Source organism: Providencia sp., assembly GCF_052096715.1.
Lineage (GTDB): Bacteria > Pseudomonadota > Gammaproteobacteria > Enterobacterales > Enterobacteriaceae > Providencia.
In genome coordinates, this window is sequence record NZ_JBQDNB010000003.1 from 258,074 (window position 1) to 282,281 (window position 24,208).

29 protein-coding genes are annotated in these 24,208 nt (G+C 39.0%); 23 read left to right on the forward strand and 6 right to left on the reverse strand.

The genetic code is table 11. From position 1 onward, the window contains the following. The first annotated feature begins 598 nt into the window (after positions 1-598). The 5 genes from ACTH6U_RS04270 to potD all read left to right on the forward strand — a co-directional run bounded on the left by ACTH6U_RS04270 (position 599) and on the right by potD (position 4,730). Positions 599-793 carry a hypothetical protein gene (locus tag ACTH6U_RS04270; RefSeq protein ID WP_336430979.1) on the forward strand — a complete coding sequence of 65 codons (195 nt, stop codon included), beginning with the start codon at positions 599-601 and terminating at the stop codon, positions 791-793. After that, positions 786-1,895, forward strand: coding sequence for a spermidine/putrescine ABC transporter ATP-binding protein PotA (gene potA / locus ACTH6U_RS04275; RefSeq protein WP_434719810.1), 1,110 nt, complete (start codon positions 786-788; stop codon positions 1,893-1,895). Before ACTH6U_RS04270 ends, potA begins: the two co-directional genes overlap by 8 nt. Further along, positions 1,882-2,745, forward strand: coding sequence for a spermidine/putrescine ABC transporter permease PotB (potB, locus tag ACTH6U_RS04280; RefSeq protein WP_336430978.1), 864 nt, complete (start codon positions 1,882-1,884; stop codon positions 2,743-2,745). Before potA ends, potB begins: the two co-directional genes overlap by 14 nt. Further along, positions 2,742-3,533, forward strand: coding sequence for a spermidine/putrescine ABC transporter permease PotC (gene potC, locus ACTH6U_RS04285; RefSeq protein WP_294109653.1), 792 nt, complete (start codon positions 2,742-2,744; stop codon positions 3,531-3,533). Before potB ends, potC begins: the two co-directional genes overlap by 4 nt. Before the next feature lie 147 nt (positions 3,534-3,680). Beyond that, on the forward strand, positions 3,681-4,730 hold the full coding sequence (gene potD, locus ACTH6U_RS04290; RefSeq protein ID WP_434719812.1) for a spermidine/putrescine ABC transporter substrate-binding protein PotD: 1,050 nt from the start codon (positions 3,681-3,683) through the stop codon (positions 4,728-4,730). A 64-nt stretch (positions 4,731-4,794) separates the two neighbouring features. Here potD and ACTH6U_RS04295 read toward each other — a convergent pair whose 3' ends face one another. After that, positions 4,795-5,352, reverse strand: a complete 558-nt coding sequence (locus tag ACTH6U_RS04295; protein WP_294109649.1) for an NADPH-dependent FMN reductase — start codon at positions 5,350-5,352, stop codon at positions 4,795-4,797. Positions 5,353-5,676: 324 nt separating this feature from the next. Between ACTH6U_RS04295 and ACTH6U_RS04300 the strand changes: the two genes are divergently transcribed. The 18 genes from ACTH6U_RS04300 (at position 5,677) to ACTH6U_RS04385 (ending at position 20,924) form a co-directional block, all read left to right on the forward strand. Next, entirely contained in the window at positions 5,677-6,249 is a 573-nt protein-coding gene (locus ACTH6U_RS04300; protein ID WP_294109702.1) for a TetR/AcrR family transcriptional regulator, read from the forward strand. A gap of 42 nt (positions 6,250-6,291) precedes the next feature. Further along, complete coding sequence (locus tag ACTH6U_RS04305) at positions 6,292-7,134, forward strand: transcriptional regulator (RefSeq protein WP_336430977.1); 843 nt, start codon at positions 6,292-6,294, stop codon at positions 7,132-7,134. Further along, a complete protein-coding gene (locus tag ACTH6U_RS04310) occupies positions 7,131-7,649 on the forward strand; it encodes a FidL-like protein (RefSeq protein ID WP_441831643.1) in 519 nt (172 codons plus the stop codon). The genes ACTH6U_RS04305 and ACTH6U_RS04310 overlap by 4 nt, the downstream gene beginning before the upstream one ends. 700 nt (positions 7,650-8,349) lie before the next feature. Continuing rightward, on the forward strand, positions 8,350-8,628 hold the full coding sequence (locus tag ACTH6U_RS04315; protein ID WP_294109642.1) for a BMC domain-containing protein: 279 nt from the start codon (positions 8,350-8,352) through the stop codon (positions 8,626-8,628). A gap of 20 nt (positions 8,629-8,648) precedes the next feature. Then, on the forward strand, positions 8,649-8,933 hold the full coding sequence (locus ACTH6U_RS04320; protein WP_294109640.1) for a BMC domain-containing protein: 285 nt from the start codon (positions 8,649-8,651) through the stop codon (positions 8,931-8,933). 14 nt (positions 8,934-8,947) lie between these two features. Beyond that, positions 8,948-9,226 carry a BMC domain-containing protein gene (locus ACTH6U_RS04325; RefSeq protein ID WP_006658501.1) on the forward strand — a complete coding sequence of 93 codons (279 nt, stop codon included), beginning with the start codon at positions 8,948-8,950 and terminating at the stop codon, positions 9,224-9,226. 75 nt (positions 9,227-9,301) lie between these two features. After that, positions 9,302-10,942: an acetaldehyde dehydrogenase (acetylating) gene (locus tag ACTH6U_RS04330; RefSeq protein ID WP_441831644.1), complete on the forward strand. Its 1,641-nt coding sequence runs from the start codon at positions 9,302-9,304 to the stop codon at positions 10,940-10,942. A 26-nt stretch (positions 10,943-10,968) separates the two neighbouring features. Continuing rightward, on the forward strand, positions 10,969-11,232 hold the full coding sequence (locus tag ACTH6U_RS04335; RefSeq protein WP_294109617.1) for a EutN/CcmL family microcompartment protein: 264 nt from the start codon (positions 10,969-10,971) through the stop codon (positions 11,230-11,232). A gap of 6 nt (positions 11,233-11,238) precedes the next feature. Further along, positions 11,239-12,369, forward strand: a complete 1,131-nt coding sequence (locus ACTH6U_RS04340; RefSeq protein ID WP_441831645.1) for a 1-propanol dehydrogenase PduQ — start codon at positions 11,239-11,241, stop codon at positions 12,367-12,369. 66 nt (positions 12,370-12,435) lie between these two features. Then, positions 12,436-15,867, forward strand: a complete 3,432-nt coding sequence (gene cutC / locus ACTH6U_RS04345; RefSeq protein ID WP_441831646.1) for a choline trimethylamine-lyase — start codon at positions 12,436-12,438, stop codon at positions 15,865-15,867. Positions 15,868-15,950: 83 nt separating this feature from the next. After that, positions 15,951-16,904: a choline TMA-lyase-activating enzyme gene (gene cutD / locus ACTH6U_RS04350; protein WP_294109700.1), complete on the forward strand. Its 954-nt coding sequence runs from the start codon at positions 15,951-15,953 to the stop codon at positions 16,902-16,904. Positions 16,905-16,917: 13 nt separating this feature from the next. Beyond that, positions 16,918-17,379, forward strand: a complete 462-nt coding sequence (locus ACTH6U_RS04355) for a BMC domain-containing protein (protein WP_336430975.1) — start codon at positions 16,918-16,920, stop codon at positions 17,377-17,379. Then, positions 17,376-18,020: a phosphate propanoyltransferase gene (locus ACTH6U_RS04360; protein WP_294109611.1), complete on the forward strand. Its 645-nt coding sequence runs from the start codon at positions 17,376-17,378 to the stop codon at positions 18,018-18,020. The genes ACTH6U_RS04355 and ACTH6U_RS04360 overlap by 4 nt, the downstream gene beginning before the upstream one ends. A gap of 14 nt (positions 18,021-18,034) precedes the next feature. After that, on the forward strand, positions 18,035-18,727 hold the full coding sequence (locus ACTH6U_RS04365; protein ID WP_441831647.1) for a hypothetical protein: 693 nt from the start codon (positions 18,035-18,037) through the stop codon (positions 18,725-18,727). A gap of 63 nt (positions 18,728-18,790) precedes the next feature. Then, positions 18,791-19,210 carry a DMT family transporter gene (locus ACTH6U_RS04370; protein ID WP_294109608.1) on the forward strand — a complete coding sequence of 140 codons (420 nt, stop codon included), beginning with the start codon at positions 18,791-18,793 and terminating at the stop codon, positions 19,208-19,210. 23 nt (positions 19,211-19,233) lie between these two features. Next, complete coding sequence (locus ACTH6U_RS04375) at positions 19,234-19,560, forward strand: DMT family transporter (protein WP_294109606.1); 327 nt, start codon at positions 19,234-19,236, stop codon at positions 19,558-19,560. A gap of 187 nt (positions 19,561-19,747) precedes the next feature. Continuing rightward, positions 19,748-20,083: a tRNA-binding protein gene (locus ACTH6U_RS04380; protein ID WP_294109604.1), complete on the forward strand. Its 336-nt coding sequence runs from the start codon at positions 19,748-19,750 to the stop codon at positions 20,081-20,083. Positions 20,084-20,210: 127 nt separating this feature from the next. Next, a complete protein-coding gene (locus ACTH6U_RS04385; protein ID WP_294109602.1) occupies positions 20,211-20,924 on the forward strand; it encodes a helix-turn-helix domain-containing protein in 714 nt (237 codons plus the stop codon). A 394-nt stretch (positions 20,925-21,318) separates the two neighbouring features. Here ACTH6U_RS04385 and ACTH6U_RS04390 read toward each other — a convergent pair whose 3' ends face one another. From ACTH6U_RS04390 to ACTH6U_RS04410, 5 genes are all read right to left on the reverse strand, one after another. Next, positions 21,319-21,726: a DUF2628 domain-containing protein gene (locus ACTH6U_RS04390; RefSeq protein ID WP_294109599.1), complete on the reverse strand. Its 408-nt coding sequence runs from the start codon at positions 21,724-21,726 to the stop codon at positions 21,319-21,321. A gap of 257 nt (positions 21,727-21,983) precedes the next feature. Further along, positions 21,984-22,319, reverse strand: coding sequence for a helix-turn-helix domain-containing protein (locus tag ACTH6U_RS04395; protein ID WP_294109597.1), 336 nt, complete (start codon positions 22,317-22,319; stop codon positions 21,984-21,986). 17 nt (positions 22,320-22,336) lie between these two features. Then, positions 22,337-23,161 carry an MrpH family fimbial adhesin gene (locus ACTH6U_RS04400; protein WP_294109595.1) on the reverse strand — a complete coding sequence of 275 codons (825 nt, stop codon included), beginning with the start codon at positions 23,159-23,161 and terminating at the stop codon, positions 22,337-22,339. Between the two features lie 21 nt (positions 23,162-23,182). Continuing rightward, on the reverse strand, positions 23,183-23,713 hold the full coding sequence (locus ACTH6U_RS04405; RefSeq protein ID WP_294109592.1) for a fimbrial protein: 531 nt from the start codon (positions 23,711-23,713) through the stop codon (positions 23,183-23,185). Further along, positions 23,713-24,204 (reverse strand): fimbrial protein, encoded by a 492-nt coding sequence (locus ACTH6U_RS04410; protein WP_294109590.1) that lies wholly within the window; start codon positions 24,202-24,204, stop codon positions 23,713-23,715. The genes ACTH6U_RS04405 and ACTH6U_RS04410 overlap by 1 nt, the downstream gene beginning before the upstream one ends. Between the last annotated feature and the right edge of the window lie 4 nt (positions 24,205-24,208).

Below are 24,208 nucleotides of genomic sequence, written 5' to 3' on the forward strand. Positions count from 1 at the left end.
AAAAATAATCGCCGGTAGGCTTATGTTTATTCTTAATATAATTCACTCTTGAGGTGCAAAGTGAATACTTATAGGAGGCATAATGAAGCGAAAAATAAAAAAATAGTATTTAAAATGATATCAATTTGACCATTATATTCAAAGAGATGCAGGGAATAATATGATGCTGGTTAAACTTATGGGGATAAAAAAAAGGAGGGCGTCAAAGTTTGAGATAAGTCACATTATAATATAATTAACTGTTATTTTAATTATTTGTTATAAATGTTATTAAATTCCTACTGTTTTTAGCGTTTAATTATGAAATAGACTTATAAATAACTTATTTGGTTATTTAAATTTATCATTTTAATATCCTTAGGAATAAACGGGATTCATAAATAACGGGAATTTACTTATCAGGTAAATAATAATTATTTAAATTGGAATTAATGATGTTTTTTATTTTATAGCCTAATGTGATGAATTTAATGATATTAAATATTATTATTTAAATTGAATACGTCATGAAAACTAACGGATAATGACAAGCCAATAACTTATGCTGCTATATTGGTTGTTTTTATCAAAAAGGTATTTTATTTGTTGGCAATTCATAATGAAAGCCAAACGAAATGCTGAAAATGGCTTTCAATTTGCAGAAACAGTGTTTATCATGCTTGGCTTAATGAACTTTAAATGGCGCTACTGGTTTGGGCTTTGCTGGGGAAGATCCGACAAGCTTATACAGTCTTTAACGGTGGCGGTTCTATCTGCATTATTCTTCGGGATAGAGTGTATTATAAATGACTGAGACAACCTCTCTGACACCACTTGTCGAATTAAAATCTTTAAGTAAAGGTTTTGACGGCAAAAAAATTATTTCTGAACTTGATCTAACTATTCATAATGGTGAATTTTTAACCATTCTAGGCCCTTCTGGTTGTGGTAAAACGACAGTTTTACGCCTGATAGCAGGCCTTGAAGATGTGGATGATGGTCAAATTATCCTTGATGGGCAAGATATTACAGATATCCCGGCGGAGCAGCGTTTCGTCAATACTGTATTTCAAAGCTATGCATTATTTCCCCATATGACCGTTTTTGATAACGTTGCATTCGGTTTGCGTATGCAAAAAACGCCAACAGCTGATATTCAACAGCGGGTTGATCAAGCATTACGTATGGTGCAACTTGACGAATTTGCGACACGTCGACCTAACCAATTATCAGGCGGGCAGCAACAGCGGGTTGCTATTGCGCGTGCAGTGGTTAATCGACCTAAAATCTTATTGTTGGATGAATCTTTATCTGCTTTAGATTATAAACTGCGTAAACAAATGCAGAATGAGCTAAAAGCACTTCAGCGAAAACTGGGGATCACCTTTGTTTTTGTGACTCACGATCAAGAAGAAGCGTTGGCAATGTCTGACCGCATTATTGTGATGCGAGAAGGTAAAATTGAGCAAGATGGTACGCCTCGTGAGATTTATGAGGAACCTAAAAATTTATTTGTTGCTCAATTTATTGGCGAAATTAATATTTTTGATGCGAATGTTTTATACCGTATTGATGATAATCGTATTCGAGCCAACGTTGAGGGGCATGAATGTGATATTTTCACCTCTCTTTCCGTTCAAGAAGGGCAACACGTCAATGTGCTATTACGCCCAGAAGATCTACGTGTTGAAGAAGTCAACGATGCAGAAAATCATCCTGGCCTTATAGGTTATGTGCGTGAACGTAACTATAAAGGAATGACTTTAGATTCCGTGGTTGAAATGGACGATGGCAAAATTATTATGGTGAGCGAATTCTTCAATGAAGATGACCCAGATGTTGACCACTCTCTTAACCAAAAAGTTGCAGTAACTTGGGTAGAAAGCTGGGAGGTAGTTCTGGATGATCATTCGTAAACATAAAATTTTGCAGAATGTCATCATCATCGGTGTGGTTGCTTGGCTGGTGTTATTTGTGTTTTTGCCTAATTTGATGATTATTGGCACCAGTTTTCTGACTCGTAGTGATGCTAACTTAGTCGACTTAGTTTTTACGTGGGATAATTATATTCGCCTATCCGATCCCATGTACGCTGAAGTGATGTTGCACTCACTGAATATGGCTTTAATTGCCACCTTCTTTTGTTTGGTTATTGGTTATCCATTTGCCTTTATGTTGGCAAGGTTACCTAAGCGCATACAGCCGTTGATGTTATTTTTGCTTATTGTGCCATTTTGGACCAACTCATTGATCCGAATTTATGGTCTAAAAGTTTTTTTGAGCACCAAAGGTTATTTGAATGATTTTTTGTTGTGGATTGGCATCATAGAAAAGCCTATCAGGCTGATGTACACACCAGAAGCTGTTATTTTAGGGCTGATTTATATTCTGTTGCCATTTATGGTGATGCCGCTCTATTCCAGCATTGAAAAACTGGATAAATCATATTTGGAAGCGGCAAGAGATTTGGGTGCTAACAAATTCCAAACCTTCATTAAAATCATCATTCCATTAACCATGCCGGGTATTATTGCAGGGTGCTTGTTAGTGTTATTACCCGCGATGGGATTGTTCTATGTCGCTGATTTAATGGGCGGTGCTAAGAATCTTTTAATTGGTAATGTGATTAAAAGTCAATTCCTTAATATTCGAGATTGGCCATTTGGGGCAGCAACCAGTATTTTCCTCACACTGATGATGGGATTATTGCTGTATGTGTATTATCGGGCTGCTAAGCTTTTGAATAAAAAGGCCTATGAAGAATGATCGGACGTACTTTTCGCGGTGGCTTCATGGCCATTATTTACGCTTATCTTTATATCCCAATCATTATTCTGATTGTTAATTCGTTCAATGAGTCTCGCTTTGGCATTCAGTGGCAAGGGTTTTCAACCAAATGGTATGAACTATTAAGCAATAACGATAGTTTATTAGAAGCGGCTGGGCATTCGTTAACGATGGCGATACTTTCAGCGACGTTTGCGACAATTATCGGCACATTAACTGCTGTTGCTTTATTCCGTTATCGCTTCAGAGGAAAACCTTTTGTTGGTGGAATGCTTTTTGTCGTCATGATGTCCCCAGATATCGTGATGGCAATATCGTTGTTAGTTTTATTTATGATCCTTGGGGTTTCCCTTGGTTTTTGGTCATTATTGTTTTCTCATATTACTTTTTGTCTGCCTTTTGTGGTGGTGACTGTTTATGCGAGATTGAAAGATTTCGATGTGAAAATGCTAGAAGCCGCACGAGATTTAGGTGCGGGAGAATTTACTATTTTACGTAAAATAATTTTACCTCTAGCAATGCCTGCGGTTGTGGCGGGCTGGTTATTGAGTTTCACGTTGTCGATGGATGATGTGGTTGTTTCTTCCTTTGTCACCGGACCAAGTTATGAAATTTTGCCGCTGAAAATATACTCTATGGTGAAAGTGGGTGTTTCTCCTGAGGTAAATGCTCTGGCGACAGTACTGCTGCTGATGTCACTACTTCTTGTTTGTCTCAGTCAGTGGGTAATGAGAGATAAGTATTCAAAACGCACAAATATTAAATAGATTAATACGATAAATAGTTGATGTCGTTATAAATGCAAGAGTCATCGATGCAATACGACATTATTTTTCACTGCCATTAGGCGCGAGGGTGGGCTCCAATTGGGCCTATAAGATATAAGAAAGCACTGTGTTGAGGGAAACTCAGGAATGAAAAAATGGTCCTATCTGCTGGCCGCAGGTGTAATGGCTGCAAGCATTGGCACGGCAACTGCCGCTGACGATAATAAAAACGTACTGTATTTCTATAACTGGACAGAGTATGTTCCCCCCGGTTTATTAGAGCAATTCACGAAAGAAACTGGCATCAAAGTGATTTACTCTACCTATGAATCAAACGAAAGCATGTATACCAAACTCAAAACCTATAAAGAAGGGGCTTATGATTTGGTGGTTCCGTCGACTTATTTTATTTCTAAAATGAGTAAAGAGGGGATGCTGCAAAAAATTGATAAAGATAAGCTTAGTAACTTTAAGAATCTTGACCCAAATCTCATCCATAAAGAGTTTGATCCGCAAAATGATTATTCAGTACCTTATATTTGGGGTGCTACAGGTATTGGTATCAATGGTGAGGCAGTTGATCCGGGTTCGGTTACATCCTGGGCCGATTTCTGGAAACCTGAATATAAAAATAGTTTGCTAATGATGGATGATGCGCGAGAAGTCTTTCAAGTTGCGTTAACTAAATTGGGTTATTCGGGTAACACGACGGATCCGAAACAAATTGAAGAAGCCTATAAAGAGTTGCAAAAACTGCGCCCAAATATTTTAGCCTTCAACTCAGATAATCCAGCGACGCCTTTTATTGAGGGCGAAGTGGATGTCGGTATGCTGTGGAATGGTTCTGCTTTTGTAGCAAGACAAGCGGGTTTACCAATTGAAGTCGTTTGGCCAAAAGAAGGCGGTATTTTTTGGATGGACAGTTTAGCAATTCCCTCCAATGCGAAAAACGTTGAAGGGGCACATCAGCTGATTAATTTCCTGCTACGTCCTGAAATTGCTGCACAAGTTGCACAGTCTATTGGTTACCCAACACCAAATTTGGCCGCGAAGAAACTGTTACCTGCTGAAATAGCTAATGACCCATCACTGTATCCTAGTGAAGCTGTGCTACAAAAAGGTGAATGGCAAAGTGATGTTGGTAATACCAATATTATTTATGAAGAGTATTTCCAAAAATTAAAAGCAGGACGTTAATTCGTCTATGTTCGGAATTTAAGCGCATCCTCATGATGCGCTTAACACTTGAATGGTAAATTATTTATTTGGCTACATTGTGGCTTACAAATTTTGCAAAAGTATCAGCCCAAGGTTGAAGGAAATCTTTGCTTTTTGGTGAGATGTTGCCTTGTGCATCTACCATGTCGTCATACCATTTCAAGAAACATTCAGGTTGATTCATCGTTGGCATGTTTAAGAAGGCAAGGCTATTACGCAAATGCTGTTGCGCGATAGCTGTACTAATGTTACCAATAGATACGCCTAATACGCCCGCAGGAATACCATTCCACGAATTATCTCCCCATGGGCGAGAGCCTTGGTCGATAGCATTTTTTAATACGCCGGGAATTGAGCGGTTATATTCAGGTGTGGCAAAAATGATGCCATCACAGGATTTGATTTGAGCTTTGAAATTGGCGACAACAGCTGGAACTTGTTGATCAGCTTCTTGGTTATATAGAGGTAACTCACTAATATTAATGAATTTAAAAGAGTAGTTGGTTGGAAATAATTTGGTGATGGCTTTAGCAACTTTTAAATTGTATGAATCTGCACGTAAACTACCGACAATAACACCAATATTATATTGATTAGACATGATGGAAACCTCTTTTTTCGTGAGTTAAATACAGATGTTTAATACATACTGTATTTAATAAGGATTATATTTCACTCTAATTATTAAACATCATAATTCATTTATCTGCAAAACTAAGTTAAATTAAGTTTCATTTTATTTATACCTAAATGTCTTTTTTCTTATAAACTTTATTTTAATTTTTAAACTAATTAGGTAGTTAACGGAAATTATTAATAAATATTGTGAGGCAAATTACAGTATTTAGATTTAACCTTTATCAAATTAGGGTTACTTGATTTGAGTCAACATGAAACATACCGACTGGTCGGTATCATTCGTGTCATGAATAATTCGGTGCAGCATAGAAAAAAAGATCCTATAAAACGACAAGAGGAGTTGCTCAAGGCGGCACGAATTATTGCCGGTAGAGAAGGTATTGGTTCACTTTCTCTTAATGCGGTGGCACGTGAGGCGGGAGTGAGCAAAGGTGGCCTATTGCATCACTTTCCCAGTAAGCAGGAGCTTATTCATGCTTTATTCATTCAATTATTAGAGATTATGGATGAGCGCATTAATATTATTATGGTGAATGATTCAAATTGTTATGGTCGGTTTTCTCGGGCTTATCTGCATTATATTGGTGAGTTAAAAGAATCTGATGAAAGTTTTCAGCTCGCATTATTATCATTAGCGATGCCTACTGAGCCTGTATTGCGTAAATGTTGGCGAGATTGGGTACTCGGGCATTTAGAAAAAGGCGATGAGTTTGATAATAGTTATTTAGGTGCATTAGTTCGCTATGCGGCGGATGGATTGTGGCTTTCTGCTCTTACTGAGGGGCAAACTTTATCAAAACAAGAGTGTGATGCAATTGTCAGTCGATTAACCCAGATTTCATTTGAAAAAATTGATTAATACTCAAAATAAAAATTAATCTAAAAATAGAATGAGGCGGCAGTGAAATATAAAATAAATGCCTTAATTATTTATGACTCAGCTGATGGCACTTTATCTTTGAAAGAAGGTGAGGTGAGCACTCAGCTATCGATTACTGCCAATGCATTGTTATTTTATTTTATACAAAATCGTGGTGTTATTTCCCGTGATGATGTTTTAAAAGCAGTTTGGGATGATAATGGGTTAGTGTCATCTAATAGTAATTTGAATCAATATCTAAGCTTATTGAGAAAAGCATTCCGCCAGTACGGTATCGAAAACATTATTGTGACTGTGGCAAGAGGACGCTTAGAATTTAATCCGGAGATATTGGTTGAGGTTATTGATGACACAGCTTTTAATTCAACGAGACTGATCAATAATTTAAGTGAGATAGGTGAGGCCACTGTTGTTTCATCGCCAAATACTGAACCTATACCATTGCAAATTACACCTCAAAAAAGAACGGTTCCATTAACCAAAGAAAAAAAAGAAATTTGCTGGTATTTAGCCAGCGGTGCTTTTCTTTTATGCTCCTTATTGTTGGCTATTATGGCTTATTTTACAGATAAACCATCACAACCTATTAATTTGACTGTATTAGAGCATAGCCAATGTGATGCGCTATCGAATGAAAAGATGATTAATGGCACGGTTGCTCTCAAGTACGTGCAAAATTTTGATACCGTACGTAATAACTTAAATTTAAAGTGTGTTGAAAAGGAAAAATTTGTTTTCTTTTATGGTGATAAATTACAAACCAATGGCCTAGGAAGGGTATTTTTAGCGCACTGTGCGGTGAATGAAGATAATCCATTTAGCTACTGTGATAACTATTTTTATTATTCTTGGAAACCATCATGAAAATAACAGGGAAAGTACTGTGCTTAATAAGTGGCTTGTTGTTTATTATCGTGGCTATTTATACGCAGTCAGTGATACTTTCAAATAAAAATGATGGAATGATGTCTTGTTCAACGAAAGGCATTATGCGTTTTGAAAATATGATTGATGAAAACGTTAATGCAAATATTCACTTTAGTTTTAGTGTAAATGGGCAAGGGGCTATTGTTGTTGAAGGATATACCGATTCCAAGGCGGGTTGGCTTTATTTGCAGCGCTACGTGAAATTTAATTATACAACTAAACGGGTGTCACCCACAGAAAGGCATTATAATATTAGCCAATGGGAATCAAGTGCCTCGTCGATAGATGAATCTCCTAATGTTATCTTTGATTACTTTATGCGAGAAATGTCAAATAGCCATGATGGGCTATTTTTAAATGCACAAAAGCTGAATGATAAAACGATATTGCTTAGCTCTCTGAATTCTCCTCTCTATATCTGCACCTTAAAGCAAGGTAGCAAGTTCGATTAGCCTATTTATACTCTTCATACTTTAATTTGTGACGTTGTTGGCTTCTCTCGGCTATTCGAGTCACATACTCATGTATGCTCCCCAATACTCTTCATACTTCAATTTGTGGCGTTGTTGGCTTCTTTCGGCATTCTTAATGACCAATTATTTAGTGTATTTTCGGCATTCTTAATGACCAATCATTTAGCGTATTTTCGACATTCTTAATAAGCAGTTTATTTATAAAGTTAAGCTGTTAACCACTTACGTGATGATGAAAATATGCACTTTAAATATTTCATTTTGTACAAAAGCGATAGCAAGAGAACCTTATAAGTCAGTGACCGCTACCGCAGTTATCATCGCTCAAATTACGGTCTTTTTTCAGTTCAATAATATCCTGTTAACAATCCCTCCTATTATCCCTAAATCTACACTTTTGTTATTTCTCTCGATAATACAGATACGTGAATTATTAGAATTATCAGCATTGTTATGTGAATTGGTGAATTAATTATTTAATTTTTAGAGTATTAATCTAATTAATGTCTATTTGTGGATTTATATTTTGTTTTAATTTCCGAGGACTATAGTGAGTTTGAAGCCAAGCGCTGCGTTCAATGGAATCACCACGCAAGCACATTGGCTTGAGTTATCTCGAACTCTTTCTCGAACTCTTTAGCACAAGAAACCGTAAAACGGTTTCTCGGAGGAAATAACAATGGGTGATGCATTAGGTCTTATTGAAACTAAAGGTCTGGTGGCTTGTATTGAAGCAGCTGATGCAATGTGCAAAGCCGCGAATGTTGAGCTAATCGGCTACGAAAATGTCGGATCTGGTCTGGTGACCGCGATGGTAAAAGGCGATGTTGGTGCAGTTAAAGCGGCTGTTGATTCCGGTGTTGAATCTGCTCAACGTGTTGGTGAAGTGGTGACTTCTTTAGTTATTGCTCGTCCGCACAACGACATCAGCAAAATTGTCATTAAACACAAAGCATAATTTTTTCCGGAGAAAAATATATGGGTGACGCATTAGGTCTTATCGAAACTCAAGGGTTAGTAGCTTGCATTGAAGCGGCTGATTCTATGTGTAAAGCCGCAAATGTCGTGCTGATTGGTTATGAAAATGTTGGGTCAGGTTTAGTTACTGCAATGGTGAAGGGCGATGTTGGTGCGGTAAAAGCGGCAGTTGAATCAGGTGTTGAATCAGCATCGCGCATCGGCACCGTGGTGACTTCTTTGGTTATTGCACGTCCTCATAGCGATATTCAAAAAATCGTCGCCCAATATAAAGTCACGGAATAAAAAGGAAATTACTGATGAAAGAAGCACTTGGTCTAATCGAAACTAAAGGTCTGGTAGCGTGCATTGAAGCTGCGGATGCCATGTGTAAAGCGGCAAACGTTGAGTTAATCGGTTATGAGAATGTGGGTTCTGGGCTAGTTACGGCGATGGTAAAAGGTGATGTTGGTGCAGTGAATGCCGCAGTGGAATCTGGCGTTGAAGCAGCAAAACGTGTTGGCACAGTGGTGACTTCACGCGTTATTGCAAGACCACATAACGATATCGGCAAAATTGCACAGCAGCACAAAGCCTAAGTTGTGGGCTGAGACATCGTCATTCTAGACAACAAATTTATTTAGTTAATTTTTGACTCCGGTACGGGGGAAGACATGGTTGCATTAGATAAAGATTTGCAATCCAGACAACTGGCAAGAGAGCTAGTTAGAAACGCGAAGCAGGCGCAGAATATTTTTGCTACTTTTTCGCAGGAAAAAATCGACAGTATCGTTAAACACATCGCTATTGAATCGGCGCTTCACGCTGAAGAGTTAGCGAAAATGGCAAATGAAGAGACTGGTTTTGGGAAATGGCAAGATAAGGTCCTGAAAAATACATTCGCTTCACTGCGTGTCTATGAACACATAAAAGATCTAAAAACCGTTGGCATCATTAGTGATGACAAAATCAATAAAGTCATGGAAGTGGGCGTTCCATTAGGGGTCATTACGGCACTTGTGCCATCAACGAACCCGACATCGACCATTATCTATAAAACATTGATTGCCTTAAAGGCAGGTAATGCAATCGTCTTTTCCCCACATCCAAATGCGAAGGCTTGTAGTTTTCGTACATTGGAAATTGTTAAAAAAGCGGCTTTAGAGGCTGGTGCGCCTGAAGGTATCGTCGATGGCGTTACTATGCTGACATTAGATGCCACCAAAGAATTAATGCATAGCAAAGATGTTTCATTAATTTTGGCGACAGGCGGTGAAGCAATGGTACGCGCTGCCTATGCATCAGGTACACCAACTATCAGTGGTGGACCGGGTAATGGCCCAGCTTTCATCGAACGCAGTGCTGATATCAAAAAAGCAGTTAGCGACATTATTACCAGTAAAACGTTTGATAATGGCGTTATTTGCGCATCTGAGCAATCCATCATTGTTGAACGCTGTATTTATAACGAAGTGCACCGTGAGTTGTTAGCACAAGGCGCTTACTTTATGAATGATGATGAAGCTAAGCGCATGGCATCAATGCTATTGCGAGGTAATGGCACCATTAATCCAGAAGTTGTTGGAAAGGATGCTCTTTATCTTAGCCAACGTGCAGGCTTCACTATTCCTGCTAATACCCGTGTATTGATTGCACTACAAGATACCGTTTCACCTAAAAATCCATACTCTCGCGAAAAACTATGCCCAATTTTAGGCATGTACATCGAAGAAGATTGGAAATCAGCTTGTCACCGTGTGGTTGATTTACTCACTAACGAAGGCCTAGGTCATACCTTAGTGATCCATACGCAGAACGAAGATGTCATCCGTCAGTTCTCGCTTGAAAAACCGGTTAACCGAATTTTGATCAATACCCCTGCATCATTGGGTGGCATTGGTGCAACCACTAATCTGACTCCGGCATTGACGCTCGGTTGTGGTGCTATCGGTGGTGGTTCAAGTTCTGACAACGTTGGACCGATGAACCTGCTAAATATTCGTAAAGTCGGTTATGGGGTACGTTCCATTGACGATCTTAAACAGCCGACTCAAGCGCCGAGTTGCTCAGCTTCACCAGTGGTAGCGGTGAATGTTAGCCAGTCACCTGTGAGTATTTTGGATGATGAGCGGTTTTTTAACTCATCCGTTGCGACAACCTGCGCCTATTCACCTGCCAGCAATCATGGTGATGATAGATTCGGTAGCGCAATGAATACTGCCCCTAGAGCCGAAACTACCGTCGCACAAAGTGACATCACTGAAGAGAATGTCGAGCAAATTATTAAGGCAGTTCTTGGACGTCTCAGTAAGTAACTCATTGAAATAAGGCGGTATAAACCATGATCCTTGCAAAGGTAATCGGACATGTTGTCGCAACGCAAAAATGCCAAGAGCTCAGCGGTAGTAACTTACTGATGATCTCTGTACTGGGTGATGACCTTGAACCGTTGAAAGACAAAACGTATGTCGCGGTTGACAGTGTCGGTGCCGGAATTAATGACATTGTCTTAGCGGAAGCTTACTTCGCTTTGAATAAAGATAGATACAAAGCCATGTCAGTGGTTGCCATTGTTGAGAAGGTTTATCGGGATAACAGGGAGTAAAGCAGCATGAATCAGTTTTTGATTAAACCCAAAGTTCAATTTGGTGCGAATGCGCTGGATTTTATCTCTCAAGTCAGTGCTAGGCACGCATTTATCGTGACGGATAAAGCGATGGTGAAGTTTGGTTTGGCCGATGAAGTCACCCGTCGGTTGCAAGATAGCGGCGTCACCTTTTCTATTTATGATGATGTTGCACCAGACCCGGACATTGCTGCCATTGTGAAAGGGATGAAAATCATGGATATGCAGTATCCAGATTTAGTTATCGCACTCGGTGGTGGGTCTGTTATCGATGCTGCAAAAGCTGTTATTTACTCCCTTTGGCATACACAAAAAGATTTGAATAGAGCAAAGCCACAGTTTATTGCGATCCCAACAACCAGTGGTACTGGCTCTGAAGTAACGTCATTTTCAGTGATTAAATCAAAGTCAGAAAAATTGGTTTTGGTTGATGAATTTATGTTGCCAGACGTTGCCATTCTTGACCCTGCATTAGTGAAGTCAGTACCCGCTTCGATTACTGCGGATACTGGAATGGATGTGTTATGCCACGCTTTAGAGGCTTATGTCTCTCGTACCGCATCTGACTTTTCAGATGCACTGGCAGAAAAAGCGGTTCAATTGGTCTTTGGACATCTGATTGATTGTTATCGCGAAGGCAGTAATTTGCTTGCTCGAGAAAAAATGCATAACGCGTCTTGTATCGCAGGAATGGCTTTTACCAATGCATCTTTAGGTATTACCCACAGTTTGGCACATGCATTAGGCGGCGTATTTCACATTCCCCATGGCCGTGCTAATACCATTTTAATGGCGCAAGTGGTTGCTTTTAATGCAGATATTAATGGGCAATGCAGTAATGAAGCTGCTAAACGCTACGCAAGATTAGCAAAAAACTTGAATTTGCCATCATCAACCGTTCGTGAAGGTGTTGAAAGCCTGATAGTGGCGATTAACGTACTAAAAGATGAGATGAATATGCCAAAAGGCATTCAGGCAACGGGTGTCAATGAAATAGATTTTAATACCCGCTTAGCGGAAATGGTTGGGCAGGCGCTGCGTGATAGTTGCACACCGACTAACCCACGGGAAGTGAATTCGATGCAACTAGAAGCGCTGTATAAACAGTCTTTTTGACGATTAACGCTTTTATATGATGAACACAAACTAGAAAGAACATAACGAACATCAGGAGAGGCTAACATGGCCAAATATGCTTTGACCCCACGCGTGAAAATGCTGGCTGACCGTTTAAGTGCCCGCAATAGCTCAATCATTACTGAACGTGCCAATATTCTTGAAGCACTGGGAAATCAGTTGACCGGTGTCCCGCAGGCGATTAAACCTGCTCAGCGTTTTTATGAATTTATGCGTAATTTTCCGGCATTTATCGCACAAGATGAACTGATTATTGGTAGCCAATCATCAACCCCACGCGGTGCGATTTTCCATACGGAAAGTGAAATTCACAGTAACAGTATTTATCAATTTCTTGCTGGTGATAGCGCCATCGCTGCACCTGATTATTTAACCGTTTTAAATGTGGGTTTTGTGGCTCTTAAGGGCAAATTAGAAGACCGAGTGCGTAACATTGGTAGCGCTGTTAGCCGTAATAGTATTGATGAGGCAAATAATTGCCGCTCTGCTATTTATGCATGTGATGCGGCTATCTGTTTTGCACAATCGTTAGCGGCTAAAGCCGATAACATGGCCGCCGCAGAAGGTAATCAATATCGTCGCGCGGAGCTACAAGATAGCGCTGAAATTTTACGTAATGTGCCTGCAAAACCGGCTCAAACGTTCAAAGAAGCTTGCCAAGCTTTCTATTTATTACAACTGATTTTGCATTTAGAAAATGGCAGCTATGCGGTCAACCCAATGGGCTTTGATAAAGCCGTTTATCCATTCTATCAGCGTGATATTGAACAAGGACGCTTAACACAATCGCAAGCTTATGAAATTGTTGAAAGTCTATGGTTGAAATTAGCTGAATTATCTGAGGTTCGTTCGACAAAATCTATTGATGGCTACCCAATGTTTGATGGGATGTCTCAAGGTATTTACCTTAATGATCCTCGTCTGTGCATCAATGAATTATCGGCAATGTTGCTGTCTGCTCATGAAAACTTATCGACATTAACGGCTAATTTCAAAGTGCGTTTATACAGCGGCCAAGCCAGTAGTCAGCCGCAGTATGGTGCACCTCAAGCGGGATATATTGCTCCTGCTGAGCAAGCTAATCACGAATTTAAAGTCATGGAAGGCCTTACGCCGCGTTTACAGCGTCTACGCAATAATTACTTAGAAGCACGTCCAAGCGTTTCAATTTATCGCGCACTGACGTTTACTGAAGTTGCTAAAAACAATCCGGGTTTACCAACCATTTTATTACGTGCGAAAGCATTCCGCCGCGCTTGTGAAACGGCACCTATTCTTATCCAAGATGAAGAATTGATTGTTGGACATCCATGCGGTAAGCCGCGTGCGGGTGCATTCTCACCGGATATTGCATGGCGTTGGGTTGTCGAAGAACTCGATACGATGGGCACACGTCCACAGGACCCATTCTACATTTCAGAAGAAGATAAACGTACGATCCGCGAAGATATTGCACCTTTTTGGGAAAATCGCTCATTAGATGAAATTTGCGAAGCGCAATATCGTGAAGCGGGTGTGTGGGAATTCAGCGGTGAAACTTTTGTCAGTGACTTGTCTTATCACCAAATCAATGGTGGCGGTGATACTTGCCCAGGCTATGACGTGTTGTTATTCACTAAGGGCATGAACGGTATCAAGGCTGATGCTCAAGCCAAGCTTGCCCAATTGAATATGGAAAACCCAGAAGATATTGACCGTATTTATTATTACAAAGCGTCAATTGAAACCTGTGAAGGTGTGGTGGCTTATGCACATCGTATCGCTGAACGTGCTCGCGAATTAGCGGCTAAAGAAACGGATCAGAAACGTCGCGAAGAGTTACTGACGATTGTTGAAGTTAACCAAAACGTACCTGCAAATCCACCGACGACGTTACAAGAAGCACTACAAAGTATTTGGACTATCGAATCACTGTTTGAAATCGAAGAAAATCAAACCGGTTTATCTTTAGGGCGCGTAGACCAATATTGCTTCCCAATGTATGAAAACGACATCAAAACAGGTCGTTTAACACAAGATCAAGCATTGGAGATGATGCAAGCATTTATCATTAAATGTGCTGAGTTAATGTGGATGTCAAGCGAGCTAGGGGCGAAATATTTTGCGGGATATCAACCATTTATCAATTTAACCGTTGGTGGACAAAAACGCTCTGGTGGCGATGCCTGTAATGAGCTGACTTACTTGATTATGGATGCAGTACGCTTCGTTAAAGTGTATCAGCCATCACTGGCTTGCCGTATCCATAACCAATCACCACAGAAATACATGGAAAAAATTGTCGATGTGGTTAAAGCAGGAATGGGCTTCCCTGCCTGCCATTTCGATGATTCACACATCAAAATGATGTTGCGTAAAGGTTTTGATTTTGAAGATGCTCGAGACTATTGCTTGATGGGCTGCGTTGAACCACAAAAATCAGGCCGTATTTATCAATGGACTTCAACGGGTTACACCCAATGGCCAATTGCAATTGAGTTTGTATTAAACCGCGGTCGTATGGTGCTATTTGACAGCTATCAAGGCCTTGATACCGGCGATTTACGTGACCTAAAAACTTTTGAAGATTTTGACCGTGCAGTAAAAGCACAAATCTCACACATAGTTCGCTTATCTGCCATCGGTACGGTGATTAGCCAACGTGTCCACCGTGATGTTGCGCCAAAACCATTAATGTCTCTCTTTGTTGAAGGTTGCATGGAGCAAGGTAAAGACGTTGCGGCTGGTGGTGCGATGGTCAATCACGGTCCAGGCTTAATTTTCTCTGGTCTAGCAACTTATGTTGACTCTATCGCCGCTATTCGCAAGCTAGTTTATGAAGATGGTCGATATACCCTTGAACAAGTTCGTGATGGTCTATTGGCAAACTTTGAAGGCTATGAAGAATTGCGTCGTGACTGCTTAAATGCGCCTAAATTTGGTAATGATGACAATTATGTTGACCAGTATGCGCTGGATATTACCGAGTGGACGGAGCGCGAATGTCGTCAATACAAGATGCTTTATTCAACATTGAGCCATGGGACATTATCTATCTCGAATAATACGCCAATTGGCGAGTTAACTGCGGCGACACCGAATGGTCGTTTAGCGTGGATGCCTTTATCTGACGGTATTAGCCCAACACAAGGAGCGGATAAACAAGGTCCAACGGCAATTATCAAATCTATCAGCAAAATGAATGTTGAAACCATGAATATCGGTATGGTGCATAACTTCAAGTTCCTGAAAGGTTTGTTAGATACACCAGAAGGTCGCAATGGGCTGATTACCTTACTGAGAACCGCATCGATTCTCGGCAATGGTCAAATGCAGTTTAGCTACGTTGATAATGAAATGTTGAAACAAGCACAGAAAGAGCCTGAAAAATATCGTGACTTAATCGTTCGTGTTGCCGGGTATAGCGCTTACTTCGTTGAATTATGTAAAGAAGTTCAGGACGAAATTATTAGCCGTACGGTAATTGAGAAGTTCTAACTTTAGATTGGCAGATGAAGGAGATTCATCTGCCTTTTCATAATAAAAACAATAAATTTTGATTGTAATTTGGAGGCGTGATGATGAATACAGCAGCGGCGGACATTAGAGGACGGATATTTAATATCCAAAAATACTCTATTTATGACGGTGATGGTATTCGTACTCTGATCTTTCTTAAAGGGTGCAACATTCGTTGCCCTTGGTGTTCCAACCCTGAAGGACTTAGTAGCCAATTTCAAGTGATGTTTTCCCATGATAAGTGTGTCAGTTGTGGCAAATGTGTGGATGTATGCCCTGTCGGTATTCATTACATGACAAACAATGAACAAGGGGAACAGGTTCATCGGGTGAATAGGGGCATTGATTGCATTGGTTGCCGTAAGTGTGAAGAGGTTTGTATCGGTGATGCTTTAGACATTATGGGAAAAGATGTCACGGTAGCAGAAATGATGGAAATCATCATGCAAGATTATGATTTTTATATTTCTTCGGGTGGCGGTGTGACGATCGGTGGTGGTGAAATGAGCCTACAAACTGATTTTGCGGTTGAGCTATTGCGTGAATGCAAAAAAATGATGATCAACACTGCTGTGGAAACACAAGGAACAACCTCATTAGCGAACTATGAAAAGTTAGCGCAAGTTGTCGACCTATTTTTATTCGATATTAAACATATTGATACTCATCAGCACAAAAATTTATTTGGTATTGGTAATGAAAACGTACGCCGTAATCTCGAAAGGCTGGTGGAATTAGGGGCAAATATTGTTGTCCGAATGCCTCTAGTTCGTGGTTATAACGATTCATTCGATGCTATTACCGGCGCTATCAAATATGCGATGGAGTTGTCAAAACGGGGCAATGTGAGCCGAGTGGATATCCTCCCATATCATCAATTAGGTCGTGGTAAATACGACAAACTCGACATGATTTATCCCATGAAGACAGACCCGACTTATAGCGCTGAAGAGTTAGACAAACTAGACGCTTTCTTTAAAACGTTTGATTTCGATATTCGACTTGTTCGTCACTAAGTAGGAGAGACAAATGAAAAGTTTAGGTGTGATTGAGACTAAAGGATTGGTATCTGCAATAAAAGCCGCAGATGCAGCATGTAAAGCCGCGAGTGTAGAAGTCGTCGGTTATCGAAAAATAGGTTCTGGGCTGATTTCTATTTATTTTCAAGGTGAAATTAGTGCTGTTCACACAGCCATTGACCATGGCATTAGTGTGATAGCTGATAGCCAATTATTAGTGGGTTCGCTGGTGATCGCACGACCTGATCCGAGTGTTATCACCAAGCTATTAGCAGTAAAAAATAGCCAAGGTGAGTTAGACAAAAGTACTGAGCTAGCTTGTGACATGGCAAAAATAGAAAAGCCGAAAGAGATTGTTGTTGAAAAACAATTATTGGTTGAGGAAAAAACGGCGGCGAGCATCGTTGATGTGAAAATTGACAGCATCAGTAAAGAGCAGAAAAGTGGACTGAACAAAGGTAAGAAATCATGATTAATCAGCAATTGATGGGGAAAATTCTCTCTCGTCTTTCAGCGCACAATTCGGTGGTTGGAATGGATGCTGATATTGCTATTCCTGTGGGCATTTCTAATCGCCATGTTCATCTTTCGCAAGCGGATGTCGAGATATTATTTGGCCAAGGTTATCAATTAACACCTTTTAAAGAGCTAAAGCAGCCGGGGCAATTTGCGGCAAAAGAATGTGTCATTGTCGTTGGGCCGAAAGGCTCGATTAGCAAAGTGAGAGTGCTCGGGCCTGTACGTCCCAAAAGTCAGCTTGAAGTGTCAAAAGCCGATTGTTTTGTTTTAGGGATCAAAGCGCCAGTGCGTGAGTCGGGAGATTTAAATACCTCGGGAAGTGCGTTATTAATCGGGCCGGCAGGGCATGTTAATCTGGAAGAACAAGTGATTTGTGCTCAACGCCATATCCACATGAATATGATGGATGCTAGAGCATTGAATGTGGCAAATGGCCAAAAAGTGCATATTCGTACTGAAGGAGAACGCAGTTTGACTTTCGATGAGGTTGTTGTTCGAGTCGATGAGCGATTTTCTCTTGAATTTCATATTGATACTGATGAAGCTAATGCGGCTGGTTTGCGTAACAATGATAGTGTCTTTGTTGTTAGCTAACAAGAAGGTGCAAGATGAACGAAAAGTTAATTGAACAGATCGTTGCACAAATTTTATCGCGGTTGAAAAAACAGGTACTTGTTGTGTTATCTCCTGCACAAAGTCATGAGCAGGCAATATATCAACGGTTAATGCAGATGACTTCTGTTTCCTTTACTGTTTATGCAACCGATATGATGTCGACTCATGAAAACATAGCACAATGGGCATCTCTTGGTAACATAATAACAAAAGAGACTATTAATATTGAAGGTCTTCATCAGTATCATTGTATTTTCCTACCTTTTATTGGTACGAAAGCAGTAGGTGAAGTCGCTAATGGGTTGTTTATCAGTGAAGAGAGTCAATTAGTTTTGCAGGGGCTATCGCAGGATATACCGATAATGGCACTAAAATATCATTGTTGCCCTGAGAGTGAGTTAAATCAAATTTTAGGTTTGAATAAGAATGAACAATACAACAATCTTATTAAAGATAATATCAATAAAGCAATATTATTAGGTGTCCAGTTTGATTCATTTAATAATATTGAAGAGAAATTGCTAATAACTAGATGCGAACAAAATAAAAAATCTAATATAAAAAGTACCAATCGGGAACGTTACATTACTTTAAAAGAGGTAATGGATGACCCTGGCATATATTGTTTGAAGAGGAACAAGCTCACAGATTCAGCGATAGATTATTTGAAATCATTAAATAAATAAATTTATTTAAATTAAACCTCATTGTATTTAAATATAAAAATATTAATAATAGGAGCGTTACCCATGTCCCCTAAAGCAAAATCATGGCTTTGGATGCTAGCGGTTATTATTTCTGAAACATCAGCAACATCAACATTAAAAATGTTTGATAATAGTGAGGGAACGACTAAATCATTATTATTAGCTTTAATTATTGTTCTATATGTTATTTGCTATTACTCCCTTTCGCGGGCGGTTAAAAATATTCCAGTTGGATTAGCGTATGCAACATGGTCAGGCACCGGTATTTTGATGGTTTCAACACTGGGAATGGTATTTTATGGCCAACATCCTGATACCGCAGCCATGATTGGTATGGCAGTTATTGCGAGTGGGATTGTTATTATGAATCTATTTTCCAAAATGGGCGCTGAAGAAACGGATGAAGTTAAAGAATCGACAGCAGAATCTTCACTACCAATTAACAATAAAGCAGCTCATTAATTATAAATGTTGAGGGAAATACTATGTTTACAGGATTTTTATGGCTAGCATTATCTATCGGCTCTGAAATAACAGGTACGTCGATGATTAAAAAAACCAATAGTTTTAGTAAATTAGCGCCATCGATATTAGTTATTATTGCCTATTGTGTCTGCTATTTTGCATTAACCCGTGCAATGGGTTATATCCCTGTAGGGGTCGCTTATTCACTGTGGTGTGGGTTTGGGATTGTTGGCGTCACTTTAGTTTCAATGATTTTATACAAGCAGAAACCTGATTTTCCAGCAGTGTTTGCAATGGGCCTGATTATCTCAGGTGGTATTATTATGAATGTTTTTTCTACCATGTAAAAAGCTATCTCTCTTTCTTATTATTTTTAATATAATTGCCTTCAATTTTTGAGGGCATTATTTTCCAATGTTAAATATTAATATATTGACTGTTTCACAATATAAAATGCATGTTTGGCGACAATAGTTTTAATTATTTCTATGCTAAATTAATTATTAATAATGATAATGTTTAGGAGTCGATTTTATGCAAACTATTGGATGGGATGATTTCACGCGTGTGGAGATGAGGGTGGGGACAATTATAAGTGTACAAGTAAATAGTAAAGCTAAAAAGCCCGCTTATATTATAGATGTTGATCTTGGTGAGCTAGGTGTTAAGCGTTCTAGTGCTCAAGTTACGGTTAATTATACACCAGAATATTTGGTAGGTAAGTGCGTATTATGCGTTTGTAATTTTGAAGCAAAGCGGATAGCTGGCATTAAATCTGAAGTACTCATTACAGGCGCTCCCGATGAATCAGGGGCAATTGTATTAGCAGAGTTTAATTTACCACTTCCCAATGGGGCACTGCTCGCTTAATAGTAATTTGAATTATTTATAATTATGTTTTTATATTGGGGTGAGGAAGAACTTCTAAACTTTGTATTACTGCCTTTCACATATAAAAAGGTTATACTTCTAGCTTATATTGATTAGGAGTATTCCGTTGCAATTACCTGAACTTCATTTCCGTCAGTACTCAGACGAAGTCATTTCTCATCAACATGATGAGCATTGGCAAGTTGTATGTGCATTATCAGGTGAAATGGAAATCAATATGGATAGGCAGCATTTCTTATTAAGTATGGGGAGTGGGATGGTGATCCCGCCAAGTGTTAGTCATGCTTTTAGTGGCCGAATTGGTAATCAGAACTATGTACTTGAAATGCCCGCGACAGCACAATGGGCATTGAATGAAAAGATAAGCCAATTTACATTAACGCCTGCTGCAAATGGCCTTTTAAGCTGGTTACATCGTTTTCCTCAACCTCCAGAGCAAAGTTTTACTGTTGCACAATTATTATTTGCACAATTAAAAACTGATAACCGATGGATTGATGAACTAATTAAATGGATTAATTCCCGGTTACATTTACCTCTTAGCTGCCAAGATATTGCTAGTGCTTTTTATATGTCTATCAGTACATTACAGCGGAAAGTCAAAGCCGAAACTCAATTAACACTGATGCAATTATTATTACAAAAGAGAATGGAGGCCGCTGGGCGTTTACTATTAGCCAATCTTTCCATTGAACAAACAGCATTTTCCATTGGTTATGAATCTCATTCTGCATTTAGTCATGCATTCCGTCAATATTATGGTAAAAGCCCAACGGATTACCGTGCTCGGCTATTAAATATAAGCACTAAACCACAGTAGCTAATTTAATTTTAGTTTAAAATATAATGAGTTAACTAAATATATAAAATTAAATAGTTGAAATTTATATATTTAATTTTTTAGGTCAGTAAAATATTATTTAAATAGATTCAAGCTGTTTCATTATATTTATTTTAAATGTAATGATTTTATTTAAAATGATTTTTTAATTTTACTGGAGTGGTTAATTTTGTCATCTTGTGCTATTTGGTTATTATTAATATTTATGTCTTATTTATGTCAATTTATTTGAGTTTAAACTAACGACTGATATTAGGTATTTCTATTGATGATCTTTCTGATTTTGATTAAAAAGGCGCTTATTGAAAATAAGATGAACAGCAATAGGCGCCTTTTCATAAAAATTACTACATACTAAGTATGGTCATGAAATTTAAACCATTCTAATGCCTTCAAATGGATTCCAGCTATCCAACCCTTTGGTTTCTTTTAGATAATAAGCATAATTTGCAATCATAGCCCAGAGCGCTGATATCCCTACTGATAATCCGGTGTAAACGCCATTAGGGAAAACATCGCCAAGTAGCATATCAATCGTGCCAACAATAATACCGATACCGATAGAAACACCGAGCAGTACAAGGCCTTTTTTCCATAAACCTAAAATTAAAAAATAAATAATACCAAAGAAAAAAGCGAATATATTCATATTGATAAGGATTCTTCCACCAAATGACTCCGCTTTTAATGCAGCTTTAAATTCGGGTGTGCTTGGTGAGCCGTATTTATCAAAAAAGGCAAAACGCTTCTGCCATTTTGGTGAGTATTGTTTTTGTTCCATTTTAATCCCTGTTGAAATCATCAGATAGATAGCTAGGTTAATCATACAGTCTTATGTTATCTAACACAGCCGTAAATATTCCTAATAATATGAAAAATAAAAATACTTATCTAATTGATTATTTGTGGGAATGTTAATTTTTAATATCACAGTACAGTTGTCTGTATTTTGAATATTATTTCAAGATGTCATAATTATAATAGGCGCTGCCATTTTTAAATTGACAACGCCTATTAAGCTATAAATATCATGATATATTATAGCCGCTTTATCTCATTCGCTAATTGGACTGAGTCGTAAGACTGTATAAAATTATATTTAGCGTTTATGGGTTCTTCTTCTAAAATAGTATCAAGCTGATTACTGATGTCCTCTATAAACCAATTCATCGGTGTTTTTAACGCAACGGCTATTTTGAATAAGCTAAGTAGGTTAATTCTATTTTTTCCTCTTTCATAACGAGAAAACTGTTGCTGGCTTATATTCAATAATTTCGCTAATTGTGAACCGGTATAGCCGAGTTCTTTGCGTTTTCTCAAAATGCGCTGACCTATATAGTAATGTATTCTGTTACTATCGTTTCGTATTGACATAGTGATAACCTAATTATTTATGGCACCGTTAAAATAAGTGAACCAGCCCCTTGAAAAGGCCCCGCTTTAACACGCCCATTAGTTTCTAGTTTGGAGGTGATCCCTACTTTGACGCCTCCACCTGCAGGCACTCGAACCGAGACACCTGTTTGGCCTGGAACAGTATTATTGAGAAATAAACTGGCTTTTAAACTGCCGTCATCACGTAGCCTGACTTTTCCGTTATCCATACCTGATGCGATGACAAGTACATCCATTTGAATATTACAAGTAACTGTAAAAGAAGAGGATTCTATAGCGTTAGGTAGACTAACTTCATCAATATTACCGTAGTTAATATCGACACTCGATTCTGAAATTCGGCAAGCGCCAACAGGTGGTGGCGCAATCCCACATAATGAACCTGGTAGTAGACGACCTGATGATTCAACTAATCCACTGCTTATGTTTTGATAAAACAATCCGACACACTCTTGGTTTTTAGCCAACGGATCTCCAACATGGTTAGTTCTTCCATTAATGGGAAAACCGGTGCTTCTTATGACTGCCGCACGCACTTCTTGCATAGTTCTTAAGCCACTGACATCGACTAATGACCGAGCCACGCTTCCGGGATTACCTGATGCGGTATGTTTATGATTAATATTGATATAACATCTTGGCCAGCTCGCACAGGGGCTGGGTGTTCCATCATTTTCTTCATCCCAGCGCTCAATGACGTAGGTATATTGTGCATTACTGGAAGAGCCAGTAGCCTCTGTAATGTAAGAGAAAATTGCAGCACTCGCGGGTAAAGAGATTGCTGCCATACTGGTGAAAAATATATACGATAACCATTTCATGTTAGCTAAGTACCTTATTTGTTATTCGTAATCTAATTTGAAAGTCGCAATTGCATTAAAAGGACCTCGCTTAATTTTTTGCTGAGCAATCGCATCAGGTTCACCTTTTAAATAGGCTTTAAATTTCAGCTGCGTTGAGCCATCTGATAGCGGTAACTTCTCCCCTTTGGTATTGATGGGCAAAAAAGTCCCTGTTTCATCTTCAATACCGATGGCAAATCCATCTGCGCGACTATTGTCTTGCAGTGCAAGGTAGCCCGGTAATACTAGACTTGGTGTTCCTGAAAAGGTGACATTGACGGACTTGCCAATACTGGTATCACATTCAGCTAGATTGATAGAAAATGCTTCGCTGACCGTTCTTCCGTAGGCATAGATATTTTTATCGGGTACGTTACCAAAATCTAAACGAATGGATTCATCCCCAGGCTTAATTACGCAAGGTTCTGATACTAATATGCCGTGGAAATATAAATTATCCGGAATAGCCTGCGCTAAACCATGATAGGCTAGCAGTATCATGAATAAGCATTTTGTAATGAACTTGTTCATTATTGATACTCCGCTAACAATGTTGCCGTCACTGAAAAAGCGCCTTCAGGTAAGTCACTTCCCGGGCGTTTTATGGGTACTGCCTTGAGTAACGGAGGGCGGGTTGGTGTAATTGTTATGCGCTTATTAATTTCAAAGGGCTTGCCATCTTGAGTTAAACGAATCGCTAAATTATTCACATTCGTTTGTAATGCAGCGCTATCAAAATTACTTTGAGGCCCAATGACAGAAAGGCCGAGAACCCAACCTTTGATGTTATCAACGCACACCAATTTATAGTCAATTTCTTGGGTATAATTGATGCCATCGATTCGATGTATCCCAACATTTTTACCAAAGAAAATATCAATGACGTTATCGTCTTGAATTTTACATGCAGGCGGCTCAAGCAAAATACCATGTAGTTTCATGTTATTTGCTGATGAAATATTGCTTGATACCAACATTATCAAACTAATAATGAGGGTATTATTTAGTGTTGATTGAAACATAAGC